The 13,232-nt window shown below is 39.9% G+C and carries 11 protein-coding genes and 1 riboswitch; of the genes, 4 read left to right on the forward strand and 7 right to left on the reverse strand.

The annotated features are described in order from the left end of the window. The first annotated feature begins 125 nt into the window (after positions 1 to 125). The 3 genes from CH365_RS02680 to CH365_RS02690 all read left to right on the forward strand — a co-directional run bounded on the left by CH365_RS02680 (position 126) and on the right by CH365_RS02690 (position 5,309). Positions 126 to 1,418, forward strand: a complete 1,293-nt coding sequence (locus CH365_RS02680) for a sterol desaturase family protein (RefSeq protein ID WP_100767074.1) — start codon at positions 126 to 128, stop codon at positions 1,416 to 1,418. A 118-nt stretch (positions 1,419 to 1,536) separates the two neighbouring features. After that, the gene (locus CH365_RS02685) at positions 1,537 to 3,642 is read left to right on the forward strand and encodes a mucoidy inhibitor MuiA family protein (RefSeq protein ID WP_100767075.1); all 2,106 of its coding nucleotides are present in this window, start codon (positions 1,537 to 1,539) and stop codon (positions 3,640 to 3,642) included. A gap of 29 nt (positions 3,643 to 3,671) precedes the next feature. Further along, positions 3,672 to 5,309 carry a mucoidy inhibitor MuiA family protein gene (locus tag CH365_RS02690; RefSeq protein ID WP_244282971.1) on the forward strand — a complete coding sequence of 546 codons (1,638 nt, stop codon included), beginning with the start codon at positions 3,672 to 3,674 and terminating at the stop codon, positions 5,307 to 5,309. Positions 5,310 to 5,313: 4 nt separating this feature from the next. Here CH365_RS02690 and CH365_RS02695 read toward each other — a convergent pair whose 3' ends face one another. The 6 genes from CH365_RS02695 to CH365_RS02720 all read right to left on the reverse strand — a co-directional run bounded on the left by CH365_RS02695 (position 5,314) and on the right by CH365_RS02720 (position 10,511). Continuing rightward, a complete protein-coding gene (locus CH365_RS02695) occupies positions 5,314 to 6,402 on the reverse strand; it encodes a vWA domain-containing protein (RefSeq protein WP_100767076.1) in 1,089 nt (362 codons plus the stop codon). Between the two features lie 95 nt (positions 6,403 to 6,497). Beyond that, entirely contained in the window at positions 6,498 to 7,139 is a 642-nt protein-coding gene (locus tag CH365_RS02700) for a histidine phosphatase family protein (RefSeq protein ID WP_100767077.1), read from the reverse strand. Next, positions 7,124 to 7,936, reverse strand: coding sequence for an adenosylcobinamide-GDP ribazoletransferase (locus tag CH365_RS02705; RefSeq protein ID WP_100767078.1), 813 nt, complete (start codon positions 7,934 to 7,936; stop codon positions 7,124 to 7,126). Before CH365_RS02705 ends, CH365_RS02700 begins: the two co-directional genes overlap by 16 nt. A 55-nt stretch (positions 7,937 to 7,991) precedes the next feature. Then, positions 7,992 to 9,035 carry a nicotinate-nucleotide--dimethylbenzimidazole phosphoribosyltransferase gene (cobT, locus tag CH365_RS02710; protein ID WP_100767079.1) on the reverse strand — a complete coding sequence of 348 codons (1,044 nt, stop codon included), beginning with the start codon at positions 9,033 to 9,035 and terminating at the stop codon, positions 7,992 to 7,994. A 73-nt stretch (positions 9,036 to 9,108) separates the two neighbouring features. Next, positions 9,109 to 9,948, reverse strand: coding sequence for an LIC_13355 family lipoprotein (locus CH365_RS02715; RefSeq protein WP_100767080.1), 840 nt, complete (start codon positions 9,946 to 9,948; stop codon positions 9,109 to 9,111). Positions 9,949 to 9,980: 32 nt separating this feature from the next. Beyond that, positions 9,981 to 10,511 carry a hypothetical protein gene (locus tag CH365_RS02720; RefSeq protein WP_100767081.1) on the reverse strand — a complete coding sequence of 177 codons (531 nt, stop codon included), beginning with the start codon at positions 10,509 to 10,511 and terminating at the stop codon, positions 9,981 to 9,983. A 191-nt stretch (positions 10,512 to 10,702) separates the two neighbouring features. Continuing rightward, positions 10,703 to 10,829: riboswitch (adenosylcobalamin (AdoCbl) riboswitch) on the reverse strand. A 239-nt stretch (positions 10,830 to 11,068) separates the two neighbouring features. Here CH365_RS02720 and CH365_RS02725 point away from each other — a divergent pair. Next, entirely contained in the window at positions 11,069 to 12,409 is a 1,341-nt protein-coding gene (locus tag CH365_RS02725; protein ID WP_100767082.1) for a flavin monoamine oxidase family protein, read from the forward strand. A 3-nt stretch (positions 12,410 to 12,412) separates the two neighbouring features. Here CH365_RS02725 and CH365_RS02730 read toward each other — a convergent pair whose 3' ends face one another. After that, a complete protein-coding gene (locus CH365_RS02730; protein ID WP_165782563.1) occupies positions 12,413 to 13,207 on the reverse strand; it encodes an SH3 domain-containing protein in 795 nt (264 codons plus the stop codon). Between the last annotated feature and the right edge of the window lie 25 nt (positions 13,208 to 13,232).

Below are 13,232 nucleotides of genomic sequence, written 5' to 3' on the forward strand. Positions count from 1 at the left end.
TTCGGGGAAAATGAAATAACATCTGTTATCTAATAGCTCCATCTGAGGCGGAATTCGAAAACCGCCTCGGTTCTTTTTCTTGACCGAATGATCGCTACAGAGATAGTCGAAACTCGGTAATAGAGATGGAAAAGAATATAATTGAACTGATTACTCCCGTTTTTTTCGTATTGGTAGTCGTAGAACTACTTTATTCTGCGTTCGGCAACAAACCCTTTTATCGTTTTAAGGATTCTATTAATAATCTTTCGGCTGGGATCTTTATGCAGATCTTCACTGTGTTTATCACTCTCGGATTGATGGCAGTGTATTCTTGGGTTTATGCAAAATTTGGAGTATTGAATATTTCCAATGATTCTTGGATAGGCTGGGTGTTTTGTTTCATCCTCGCAGACTTCTTTTATTATTGGTATCATAGGTTCGGGCATGAGATTAATATCTTCTGGGCTTCTCATGTGGCCCATCATCAAAGCGAAGATTATAATTTTACAGTGGCCTTAAGGCAAGGGGTCACTCAAAATACATTCTCCCTTCCTTTTTATCTTCCTTTGGCAGTGATGGGATTCCCTCCTATCATGTTCCTTCTTTGTATTCAGATTAATTTTGCGTACCAGTTCTGGCTTCATACCAGAGCAATTCCCAAGTTGGGATTTTTCGAGTGGATATTCAATACTCCTTCACAACATAGAGTGCATCATGGAAGAGATCCTAAGTATATAGATAAAAATTACGCGGGAACATTTGCAATCTGGGATAGAATGTTCGGATCCTATAAAGAGGAAGAAGAAGAACCTATCTTCGGAATCGTAAAACCTATGCAGACATGGAGTCCTGTTTGGACACAGTTCCATTATTTCGAAGAGTTATTTCATCTTTCTTGGAAAACTAAAAGCTGGAAGGATAAATTTTTAGTTTGGTTTAAACCTCCGGGTTGGAAACCGAAAGATCTGGGAGAATCGGTAGTTCCACCTGAGATCGATCGATCTACTTACCAAAAATTTAATACACATATTCCGTATACATTGTTAGCTTATTCTATCACTCAGTTCTTTTTCGGGCTTGGTGCTTCTATGGTCTATCTAGAGTTTAAAAAAGAATTACCTCTTTTTGAGATGTGCGTTTTAGGTTTTTATGTGCTTTGGACTCTTTGGAATATAGGTGCGATCTTTGAATTAAAAACTTCAGGGATCGTTTCCGAGCTAATCCGATTGGCTTCGATTGCAGGATTGACTTATGTGTATCCTTTCGATTTCACTCATGTGGAGAAATTAACCGCAGTTCTTCCGATCGAAACTTTGCAATATCTTCCTGAGCTTATGAAGCAGGTTGCATTAATCTCATTCTTTGTGCTGGGAGGCTTTTTGGTTTCTCAAAAAAGATTTTTCAGCATCAAAGGATATACGCCTAAAACAGTTTAGTTTCGGTTTTTTGAGCTAGTTTTTAGAGTTAAAAGCGCCTTTTCAACGAAGGCGCTTTTTTTGTGGTTCTGAAAATAAATTGACGAACTATGTTTCGGCAAGTATCCACTTAGAACCTATGATTTCCCGCTTTTCTTCCTCGGTTCTTGCAGCTTCCTTTTTGATTTTGTTAGGGACTAATTTTTACGCCCAAGAATCTGACCCTTCTGCAAGTGATACGCCTACAGCTATCACGGAAGAGGAGAAGGCTTCCAAGTCCCCTGTCTCCGTTTCTTACGCTAAGATAGATTCTGTTCTATTATATTCCGACTTAGTTTACGTCACAAGACAATCCGAGGTCAAACTTCCTGCAGGAGTTTCAGAAATATTATTGGGAGAAGTGCCGATTGCTTCCTTGGACAAGAGTGTGATTGTCACATTTACGGATCCGAATAAAAAATTTAAGATTAAAGGGATACGAGTCTCAGAAAAAGCTTCTAGAAGAAAAAAATCACAAGAGGCAGAGGAGTTAGAGAAAAGGAAAGAGGGTTTACTCTTGGCTTTAAGCACAAAGTCGAGAGAGGTCCAAGATCTTTTGGATTGGGAAGCTTCTATCAAATCCATCAAACCTACTATTAGAGATCAAGACGGGGTAGTGGAGAGGATCGACTCTGAAAATTTTGCTTCTTTCCGAAAAACGTACGCAGAGTTGGCAGAAGATAATACAAAACTTCGATTAGCAAAGCTAGAAGAATTAGATCGTATCCGAGAAGAATTTTATATAGTAACGACTAAGCTCGCACATCTTGCAGAAGGCGACACTCTTCGCAGAAAAGAGATCCGATTAGATGTGGAATCCGATTCTGCAAATATTTTTCCTTTCGAATATAAATACCTGATCCGAGGTGCGAATTGGTATCCTCGTTATACTTTGGAACTGAATGCGAATGGACAAGAGGCCGAATTAGGTTGGCATGCATTAGTCCGGAACGAAACGGGAGAAGATTGGAAAAACGTTCGATTGGAATTTTCCACAGCAAATCCGAACCAAGACATAGATTTACCTGAATATAGAGAATACAGAATCGCTTCCAAGGAAGTTGCGGTGTATTCCGGAGATGAGGATTATTCTCCTGCTGACAAGGAGTATGACGCTCCTTCTAAACCTTCTGCAAATGCAGGTGCTATGATCCAAAACAAGAAGGAATCCAAAAAAAAAGCCCCAGCGCCTAAGATTTCTCAAAGAAGTAAGGCGGAAGAGAGGGTAGACGATGTTTATTATCAGGAAAAGAATGATAGTCCTTTGATGCAGTCTCGCGCATTGATCGAAGGAAACTATAAGGATAGATCCAATTCAATTCGTGTAGAAGAGAATATGAATCGACTCCAAGGAGAACTTGCGAACCAAAAATATTCTTTCGACCAAGGATCTTACGAAGAATCCATTCGATACGGAAAAGAAGCACTCCGTAGATTTTCAGGATTAAGAGAAAGTTCTAGAAAAGAATTAAGAGAACTCGAAAACGAAGTACAAAATCTTCTGAACAGATCTTCTCAATTGAGTTCGGATAAAAAATATTCCAATCAGTTGATTGCTCCAGGAATTTCTTCCGAAGGATTTGATTTCAGATATATCGCTCAGTCTAGAGAAAAAATTCCTTCCGATCGAACCTTAAACCGAGTTTTTCTTCGAAAAAGAAATATCACAGTTCGTCCTGGTTATGAAACTTCTCCGCTCACCAATGATGGAGTTTTTCTGAATGTAGTTTCTTCGAATACAGAAAGAGAACCTTTGCTTGCCGGTCCTCTTGAAATTTATTCCGGAGAAAATCTTCTGGGAACGACTACAGTTTCCACTTTAAAGCCAGGGCAAGAGATCAAAATGGAACTTGGACCTGATCGAGATATCAAGGTGGAGAGAAAGCAAGAAAAATTGGATGATAAGTCCGGGATCATCTCTCGCAAAAAAAATATCCGTTATAGAGTGACTATCTCCATTAAAAACAATAAACGTAGATCGGTTCCCGTTCGTTTGATCGATCGTATACCTTATACAAACGACGATAGCGTAAAGGTGGAATGGTCGTCGGGCGCAGATACTCCTAAATCCAAAACCGAGGATGGAATTCTTACATACGAATTTGAAATAGGCGCGAACTCTCGCAAAGCAGTCCAGTTCGAATATACTGTTTCTTATCCTGCAGACAATATACTAAGGGAAACCCCTGGTTCGGATTCTTATTGAGGCCTATCATGGAAAATTATAAAACTTTAATGTATTCATCTTTCGTTCGATTTACTTTTGTATTTGTTTTGGTTTCCTTTCCGCTTATCGGAAAAGAATTCAGTCTCCCTATCAAAGAAGTGACCGTCCATCAAGGAACGGCTCAAATCCTGCGATCAGGAAGAGTACAGTTGGAACCCGGAGCAAACAAAATTGAGATCTCTTATTTGCCTGTTTCTCTTTTAGAAGAAACTTTAACAGCGGCCGTAACTTCTCCTCAAGTGGAAGTCACAGGTTCCAGGACTTGGAAAGAAGAAGGTACTGCAGCTTCGAATCCGGAAGTCGCTCAGCTCCAGAAAAAAGTGCAACAACTGGAAAAGGATCTGGAAAGTATATTGGCAAAAGAGAATGATTTAAAGGCTGAAAAAGATCTACTCTCCGAGATGCGAAAAAAAGTTTCGGATGTTGTGGGCAGAAACCTTCTTTACGGTAGAATAGAGGGAGATGGAAAAAACTGGGGGACTTATCTTAAAAAGACAAGAGATGAGGCTGTTTCAATTTTTGCCTCTTGGGAGAAATTGGAAAAATCGAAACGAAAAGTCCAAACTGAACTAGAAGAAGCAAGAGCGCAACTTTCCCTCTTATTGTCTCAGGCAGAAAAAAGCACACGTACAACTTGGGTACAGATCGTAAATACGAGTTCCGAGACTAAGAGTGTGGAACTTCGTTTGAGTTATTTGGTTTCTAATGCGGACTGGAGACCTACATATATCCTGACTGCGGACGATTCTTTGACTAAAGCAAAATTAGAATATATAGTTGAGATCCGACAAGAAACAGGAGAAGATTGGAAAGGAGTACAACTTCTTCTTTCTACCACCAGACCGGATCTGTCCCTCAGAAGAGATAGGCTTCGTCCATTAAGATTATTTGATGTAGAAGTGGATTCCAAGCAGGAAATTCTCACAAACCAAACCCAAGCAGTTGGTGCTGCTCAGATGCCTAACGAAGAGTCTAATATGCCCGCTACGGAAGAACCTTCTCCTTCTAGCGAAAGAGGAAGCGGATTTTTGTTTAGACTTCCTAAAACGATTACATTGGCTTCTCAAAAAGAATCTAGAAAATTCGAGATGTTATCTTTTACTTCTCCAATTCAGGTAAAGACCATAGCTTCTCCTAGATACAAACCTTTTCCTTTATTGGAAGCAGAGTTTCAAAACATGGGAGAATTTCCGATTCTTCCTGGAGAAGTTTCCTTATTCAGAAGTTCAGGACTAGTAGGAAGAACAAAAGTTCCTTACGTTTCTCCTAAGGAAAATCTTTCCGTTTCTCTAGGTACCGAAGGTAGTTTAAGACTTTCTTATAGAAAGGATTGGAATCAAACGAAAGAGGGATTGATCTCCACTCAAAAAGTGATGGAAAAGAAAGTCTATTTGAGCCTGGAAAATTTCGGTAAAGAAAGTAAAACTGTGATCGTAAGAGAACAAATCCCAATCTCCGAATCTGCGAGTGTGAAAGTGGAAGTGAATCAGGAGACAAGCACTCCAGGTTCTAAGGAATATCGTGCTAACTCTGGAATCATAGAGTGGAGTTTGGAAATTCCTCCTTCTGGCAAAAAAGAGATCAAGTTGGAATATCGAGTGACGTATCCAAATCATCAAAACTTGGATTTTCTAAGGTCATTTTAGAAAATTACTCTGTAAGATTTCTTTCTCCACTTTTATCCACTGAACTTGGGATACCCTTTGTGTCCCAAAGTTCCAATTCCAAATTTAAAGGAAGATGCGCGGGAGCAGAGATCTGAAATTCTCCTTCTCCTTTCCTAGTTTGGAAACAGGTCTGTTCTGTTCGTAAAACTCTTTCCGGTTCGGTAGTTCGTTGTGGATTCCAGTTTTGAGTTTTGGAAAAAGTAGAACTTCTTCTTTTTAGATTTAAGATCACACATTGGTTATCAGAATCTGAATTTTCGAAAACGAATTTAACTCTATAAAAATTTTCTTCCGAATCGGTTTGTCTTTTTTCAATATCCGAGATCCTGATCTTAGGATACCGTTTTTCAGGTTCTATTTCTGTTCGTTTAGTTTGAGGTTCTTGTTTTAAAAGATCTTCCATCGCGAGAAAGAAGTCGCTATCCTCTCCTACATTATAATATTTTCCATTTCCTGTTTTTGCTAAAGATTGCATGATCCTTTTTTCATCCGGCTTCAATCCGAGGCCTAGGATATGCATTTTAAAATTTACTCCTTTTTGTTGTAACACTTGGAGTTCTTTTTCAGGATTTCCATAACAACTTTCAATTCCGTCGGTTACTAAGATTAAATCAGTAGGAGATTTTCTACGGATAATATAATCGCCTGCAATTCGAATTGATTCTGCAAGCGGAGTTGCCCCGGAAGGAGTGAGTCCAAAAAGTTTATTTTGAAAACCGGGACGATTTCCTTTTTCTAAAGGTTGATAGAGTCTGGAAGATTGACAACCAGGGAGGCGATTTCCATAAGCGATAAAACCTACCTCTGTCTCTTCCGGCAGTTTATCTACATAATGACGAACATACTTTTTTGCAAGATGGACTTTTTGGTAAATTCCTAGATATTCGTTCATTGAGCCGCTTGCATCTAGAATGAATAGTTTGGAACTTTCCGGTTGTCCAGGCATTGTTAGTTCGGGAGAATTATCCGAGCCTATGAAAGAAGGACTTAGAAGTAAAGATACGATTAGGATATACTTTAACTTTTCATTATGAAGATGAGAGCTGAATTTTAACATTCGGAAAGAGAACATAGGAGATTCGAATACTATATTCCTTATCGGATAAAAGTAAAAACACCTTAGTAATACAGGTATTCGGTTTATGTCTTATTTTCTCAAAGTAGGGCTTACTTCTTGTTCCAATAAACAAGCTGAGGATAAGATTCCGATTCCCCAAAACGGATTTTAAAACAAGAAACAGATCCATATTCTAATACCAGTCGAAACGAATTCTGTAAAGGAAAGCCTAATACGATAGAAGACAAACATCGGATTGGTCCTCCGTGACTGACCCAAATGGTTTTGTATTCTGAAGTGTCCCCTTCTTCTTTTTTGAAGTTTTCCCAGGACTTTGCTTCTTGCAGACCTTCTTCCCAGGATTTTAAGATCCTGGTCTTTAATTCCGAGTAGGTTTCTCCACCGGGAGGTCTTCTGTTTACGTAGTCTTCCATCCAAGGATCGGTTTCCGATCTGGGTAGGTCCTCCCACAAACGTCCTTCCCAATCACCGAAATCCAACTCTTGAATATTCGAGTCCACTTTCCAAGCCGGAGCAATTGATTTTGATTCCAGATGTTTGCTGATATATTCTGCCAGACTATAACATCTGAATAATGGGCTAGTACGAATCGAATGTACTTTTTTAGGAAGAAGTTCCAGAACCTTCTCCGCTTCTTTTTCAAAACTAGAAGGTAGTCCTAGATCCGATTTACCGTAGCAGGTTCCTGGTTCTACTTCCGGCGTTGTATGTCGGACTAAAAAGATTTCCATGCAGCGATAATCCCAATCAGATACAATAGTTCGGTGACTTGTTGGACTGCGCCCAAACAATCTCCCGTGTATCCTCCTAACCATTTTTTATAAAAACTTCTGAGATATAAATATCCGAATGATTGTAATAGGAATGGATATAATAAAAATCCAAAGACTCTATCGGAAGGAAGATATTCATTATGTAAGAATGCAAACCAAGGAGCCAGTCCCCAAACCCCTGCGATGACTACATTAGAAATTTTTAAAGTTTTGATGATTGGTTTTGCCTTCGAGAGTTGGTCTTCTCTCACATAAGTAAGTGTTTTTGCAGTGAATAAGGCCCAAAACCTGCTTGAAGAATGAGAGGAGAGGATCGTGATAAATAACACCTCTATTGAAAATTCTTCTAAAGATTTATAACATACAAATTTAAGAAGAAGGACAAGTATGATCCCGATTGTCCCGAAGGCGCCGATCCTGCTGTCCTTCATAATCTCTAAGATTTTTTCTTTTGTCCAACCTCCGCCGAATCCGTCGCATACATCTGTAAACCCATCTTCGTGAAATGCCCCAGTTATAAAAACGGAAGCTGCCATTGCCAAAACAATGCTGATCTCCCAGGTTAAAGAAAGATCTGAGACCCAGAGGACGAACCATGTCGCAGTTCCAACAATCCATCCTACTAAAGGAAAATATCTGGAAGAAGAATTGAGATATTCATCTGAATGCTCGACCCAAGATGGAACAAGAATACGAGTATTATAACGTACGGAGGAAAGGAAGATGATCAGTTCTTTACGGACAAATCCAAACATGCAAAGACGAACTTATTCATTCCTCCGATTCGGGCAGCGAGAATTTACTTCCCACTTAGTCTTTTTTTTCGGAAACGCCAGCGGATTCGAAGCTTGCCATTTCTCTTAAGAAAGCCAATGCGGATTCTAAGATAGGGTAGGCGAGTGCACATCCGGTCCCTTCTCCTAAACGGAGCCCAAGATCCAAAATAGGATCTGCGTCAAAAAATTCCAGGATCAGCCTATGACCTTGTTCGGAAGACTTGTGAGCAAAGACAGCGTTACGAACAATTTTAGGTTCTATTCTAGATGCGGTTAAGAAGGCAGAACTTGCAATAAAACCGTCTACTAAGATTAAACGATTCTCTTTATAAGAAGAAAGCATTGCTCCGCAGATCATCGCAATCTCGAAACCTCCAAATTTAGAAAGAACTTCTATCGGGTCTTTTGGATCTACTTGGTGTTTTGCTCTGCATTCGTTTAAAATCTTTTTCTTACGTTCTAATGATTCGTCGTCTAGACCTGTTCCTCTTCCGGTAAGTTCCGCCGCGGAACGATCTAAAAATACGGAAGCAAGCAAGGAGGCACTGGAAGTATTCCCTATTCCCATCTCTCCGAAACCGATCACGTTACAATCTTTCGGAACCTTGGTAGTCGCGATCTCTCCACCGATACGGATGGCTTCTTCACATTCTTCTCTTGTCATTGCTGCTTCGTTAAGAATATTTCTGGTTCCGGCAGCGATCTTGGCCGGGATAAAATCAGGATGAGCCTGTTCAAAATTCCCCGAAACTCCTGCATCTACGACCAACAATTTGATCCCATGCTGCTTGCAGAATACGTTAATCGCTGCTCCTCCATTCAAAAAGTTTAATACCATTTGGTACGTAACTTCTTTCGGAAAAGCAGAAACTCCGGAGTCTGCGAGTCCGTGATCTCCTGCGAATACTAGTAAATGAGGATTGGATAATACAGGGTCTATTGTGTTCTGGATCGTGCCGATTCTATAGGCAAGATCTTCTAATTTTCCCAAGGCGCCTAAAGGTTTAGTCTTGGTATCTATTTTGTTGCGTAAACATTTATCTAAGTTCAATTGGTGTACATCTTTTGGGCGGATCATATTGTTTTCATTTGTAAAAATTTTAAATTGTTAAATTGAAAGAAAGATCAGAAAACCTATGTTTCGATTTAGGTTAAGGAGTTATAGATTTAGCGATGACTCCGTCTATATCCGGGCCTCCGTCAAAACTTCCTGCAGGAGTGGGAAAGGTAGATTGTCCTTTCGCATTTAGTAGTTTAATAAATTTGAATCCGTTTGTTTGCAGATTAGAAAGCACTGTAGAATCGCATCCATTTGCAAATCGAGCATCCAATGCTAAATCATCTAGATCGAACGCATCTCCGCCAGCATTTGCAACAAATGGGTCAGGAAAAATTTCCTCGGGAGTGAGTGGATGAGTAAGCATATTCCAGAGAACAGGATTTGCTCCTCCAAAGCGGATCCAATTTGTAGGGTTTAAACTAGCAGGGCTTGCTGCTCCGGTATATTGAGGATTGAATCCGCAATAATTTGTGCCATCCAAGCTGACTTCTATGATTATAGGTTCTATAAAATAATTGATAGAAGCTTGTTGTTGGAAACCGTTCTCGAAAACGATAAAGTCAACACCTGTACCGTTAGTCACGGTTGCTCCATTCCAAGAGAGGATCAGAAAATTATCCGGATCTGTAGAACCCATGGTATAAACATCTACACCGCCTGAGTTCTGTCCTCCCCCGCAAACTCCGTTGATCGCTTTTACAGGATCTTTATATCGAATGCTAGGATTACTACCTGGGGCACTGACTATAGTATTCGCTAAAAGATATTCCGGGTCTATAGTTCCAGGAGGACAATTTTCGGAAGTCGAGACGGAATTTTGTCCGGTCAGTAATAGTCCGGTCAGATCAGTGCTGCTTCCTGAGCCGTCACAACTTATGAGAAAGAGAAAAATAAACATTCCAAAAAACGCGAATTTACTTATTTGTTTCATACGTTGTGACTCTCCTTTGAATTTTGAAATATTTATTGTGGAACTGCGTAATTCCAGCCGAAGCTCGCAGCACCGCAGCCGTTCGTTTTGTAATTCGAATGATCACTTACGATCGAATTACTTTTGACATCGGCGAGAGTGTTTTCCGCGTATACGGCTTGGCAAAATTCAAAACAAATAGATGCGCCGCCTGGGCAATCGTTTGTATGAGGCGTAGCCCAATCCATTCTTCCGTATTTGCTCGGATTAAATGCATCGTCTGCGGAAAACTGATAATAGAAACGTTTATTTGCGATATCAATTTCCAGAATAGTCAACTGTTGAGAGCCGGGTTCTTTCCAACTAGTTTGAGTTACAACTGAGCTTCCTGCTGATCCTCCGTCTGTTCCGCCGGTATAAAAGCCAAGATTCCAAGATCCTTTAATTTCAAAATTGTTGGCCTGGACGATCGCCATGATTAAGGCGTTATTATCCGACTCTGACTTTTCTGTCTCGAAACAAGCGGTGTTGATTAATGATAAAGCGAATAGTAGGATTATCGCTTTTGTCCTGAATTTTCTCATTTTTCTCTCCTGATTTCTGCCGGATGTCGCGGAAAAGAAATATAAGCAAATAACGTTAGTCTATCATTGATCTTGTATAGATCAGAACGATTTGGTATTTGCGGCGATTTTTCTTCTTCCCGTTCGAGAGCCCCGACATTTTTGCTTTCGGGGCCCCTTCGCGGACAGCGCGGAAGCGCTAAGGCGAGATTTACGATACCCCCCAACCTCGAGGTTAAAGTATCGCGGGGAAGATCTGGCTTATTCCGTTTAAGGCGGACATCACAGTTGCGGGTCAGCGCGGGATTTTCACCCGACTTCCTCCCTGAAAGCGTAATTCCAGGTTTTGGTTTAGCACTTCCCCTGGCAAGGGAAAAACCATTAGGATGCTGAAGCAGTCTATTCCTTGCAATATCCAAATAAATCGGCGATATTTTAAACTTACGAACGAATAGGAACGATTCGGTACATAATTTCATATCAATGAGACATTCTACTTCGCAAAAAATTCGGGAAAGATCTTTCATAGACCGAAAATAAAAGAGAGAGTTCTAATAAAACTTCTAAAGAGGAATCCGATGAAAATAACCCGATCTACTTTTCTAAAAGCCGGAATTTTAACCGCCGCAGCTTTATTGGGAAGTCGTAAGGGAAATTTATCCGCTCAGAATACAAACTCTGGGAAGAAGGTGATCGTACTTGGCGGAGGACTTTCGGGACTTTATTCGGCATACATATTAGGAAAAACAGGAAGTAAAGTAACTCTGATAGAAGCCACAGATAGAGTGGGAGGAAGAGTTAAATCAGTACAAGATCCCTCCGGTCACGTTATGGATTTGGGAGCTGAATGGGTTTCTTCCGATGATAAAACAGTTCGTAGTTTAGTTAGAGAACTTGGATTAAAATTACAAGCTTCTCCCTTAGTTCCTGATCTGTTTTTAGGAACTTATAGAAAAGCGGGAACTTGGGAGCTTTCTTCCAAATCGCAAGAGATCCTGACTAAGTTAGTATCACAAAATTCTAAATTAGATACAGCTCAGCAACAAGCTTTGGATCGTATAAGTTTTTATAATTATTTAATATACCAAGGGGTCAGTCCGGAAGATCTGACTTTACTCGGTCATAAATTATCTCTTCATTATGGGGATAGTATCCGAGTTTTGTCTGCCGAAAAAGTTTTAAGCGATCTTTCGCAATTTCCTCAAAGAAATAGCAGAATAGAAGGTGGAATGGAAAGTATCGCAAAAACCTTGGTGATGAATATAGAAAACACCGAGTTCGTTTTTTCGGATCCTGTCTTATCTGTGGAGCAAGATTCTGCAGGAGTCACTGTAACAACTGCTTCCGGAAGAAAGTTTAGCGGTTCAACTTGTATCTGCACTTTACCTGCGAATCAAATCTCTAACGTGAAATGGAATCCAGGATTGGATAAGGAAAAACTTCTCGCAGCATTAAGAGTTCGTTATTCTCAGATTTATAAATTGTTTTTGGTTTTGAAAGAATCACCTTGGGAATCTTCTCCTTTTGCAGTTCACTCGGATGCGGCGGCCCAATTCCTATATGATGCTGGTACCAAGGCTGACACCGGAGATAAGGTATTAGGAGTAATTGCGAATGGTGATAGATTCTCCGTGTTTGATTCAGCAAGTCAGGACCAAAAGGTAGAATATATTCGTCTTACATTGGATCGTTTGGGTTTGAAAAAGGATCTGCAGATCCAGAGATTCTATTTTACGGAAGCTAGAAAAGATTACGTGCCGAACGGGATTGCAGAATTTCCACCTGGGAGTTTTGGGTCGGAGATTATTCTAAGAAAACCTTTCGACCGTATCTTTTTTGCGGGAGAACATACCGGGGAAATTACCGGAACAGTAGAGGCTGCTTTAAGTTCCGCGATCAAAGCGGTAAATCTGGTTTAACGATTATTTACTCTCGCAATAATACCCTTGTTCAAAAAACGTATCGCTACCGTAGTTACAGTAATGTTTTGATCTCAAGACGCAAATTTCCCTGATAATACTTTTAGGCGATCTTCTAACAGCTTTTTCAAGGCCAGGGGTGAGAAAGCCTTCCGCAAAAGAATCGTATTTTAAGATCATTTGGGAATTTGAAATTGCTAAGCTCCGAAGGTATTCATATTCTATAGGAGGAAGTTTAGGATCTACTCCTTGCTTCTCACAATCATCTCTTCCTCCGGTAGGATGAAAATCATATCCAATAATCTGTCCTTCTTCAATTTTATAATTTCCGGTAAATTCTCCTTCGACGCAACTTCCTCCTTCTTCCGTTCTCTCAATTCTCAATATTATTTTTTCTGAAAATAAACGGACAGTTTGTGATTCGAAGAAGTAACAAAAATCAGAAGACCTCAGAGTAAGTTTCATTTCTTTTACACCGGCACTAGGGGCTTTCGGATTTAAAAAGGAGCCGAAAACGTATCCCTTTGCTTGTTTGGAAAAAAACCAAAACGACTTTTTCCCATTGATTTCTTCAATTTGATCAGTTCTTTCGAAGCTTAAATAAGTCCCGTAAGGAAGAGTTCCAACTTTTTTGCTGGTTGAACTCGGAGCTTCTCTAACATTTAATCGATCTGCAATTACATAATAAGATCCTGAAGAATTTGGACCTAAATACTTTTCAAGGATCGCGCATTTTTGTAATGTTATAAAGCAAATGACTATAATTAGAACTATCGAAGAAAAAGGATTATTCTTCATAAGGAATATTCCGTTGGAAAATAAC

The sequence above is a fragment of the Leptospira neocaledonica genome (assembly GCF_002812205.1).
In the GTDB taxonomy this organism is placed as follows: domain Bacteria; phylum Spirochaetota; class Leptospiria; order Leptospirales; family Leptospiraceae; genus Leptospira_B; species Leptospira_B neocaledonica.

Excerpts from the sequence above, each read along its gene's own strand:
- CH365_RS02680 (WP_100767074.1), top strand. The coding sequence starts at position 126 with ATGGAAAAGAATATAATTGAACTGATTACTCCCGTTTTTTTCGTATTG.
- CH365_RS02685 (WP_100767075.1), top strand. The coding sequence starts at position 1,537 with ATGATTTCCCGCTTTTCTTCCTCGGTTCTTGCAGCTTCCTTTTTGATT.
- CH365_RS02690 (WP_244282971.1), top strand. The coding sequence starts at position 3,672 with ATGTATTCATCTTTCGTTCGATTTACTTTTGTATTTGTTTTGGTTTCC.
- CH365_RS02695 (WP_100767076.1), bottom strand. The coding sequence starts at position 6,402 with ATGTTCTCTTTCCGAATGTTAAAATTCAGCTCTCATCTTCATAATGAA.
- CH365_RS02700 (WP_100767077.1), bottom strand. The coding sequence starts at position 7,139 with ATGGAAATCTTTTTAGTCCGACATACAACGCCGGAAGTAGAACCAGGA.
- CH365_RS02705 (WP_100767078.1), bottom strand. The coding sequence starts at position 7,936 with ATGTTTGGATTTGTCCGTAAAGAACTGATCATCTTCCTTTCCTCCGTA.
- cobT (WP_100767079.1), bottom strand. The coding sequence starts at position 9,035 with ATGATCCGCCCAAAAGATGTACACCAATTGAACTTAGATAAATGTTTA.
- CH365_RS02715 (WP_100767080.1), bottom strand. The coding sequence starts at position 9,948 with ATGAAACAAATAAGTAAATTCGCGTTTTTTGGAATGTTTATTTTTCTC.
- CH365_RS02720 (WP_100767081.1), bottom strand. The coding sequence starts at position 10,511 with ATGAGAAAATTCAGGACAAAAGCGATAATCCTACTATTCGCTTTATCA.
- CH365_RS02725 (WP_100767082.1), top strand. The coding sequence starts at position 11,069 with ATGAAAATAACCCGATCTACTTTTCTAAAAGCCGGAATTTTAACCGCC.
- CH365_RS02730 (WP_165782563.1), bottom strand. The coding sequence starts at position 13,207 with ATGAAGAATAATCCTTTTTCTTCGATAGTTCTAATTATAGTCATTTGC.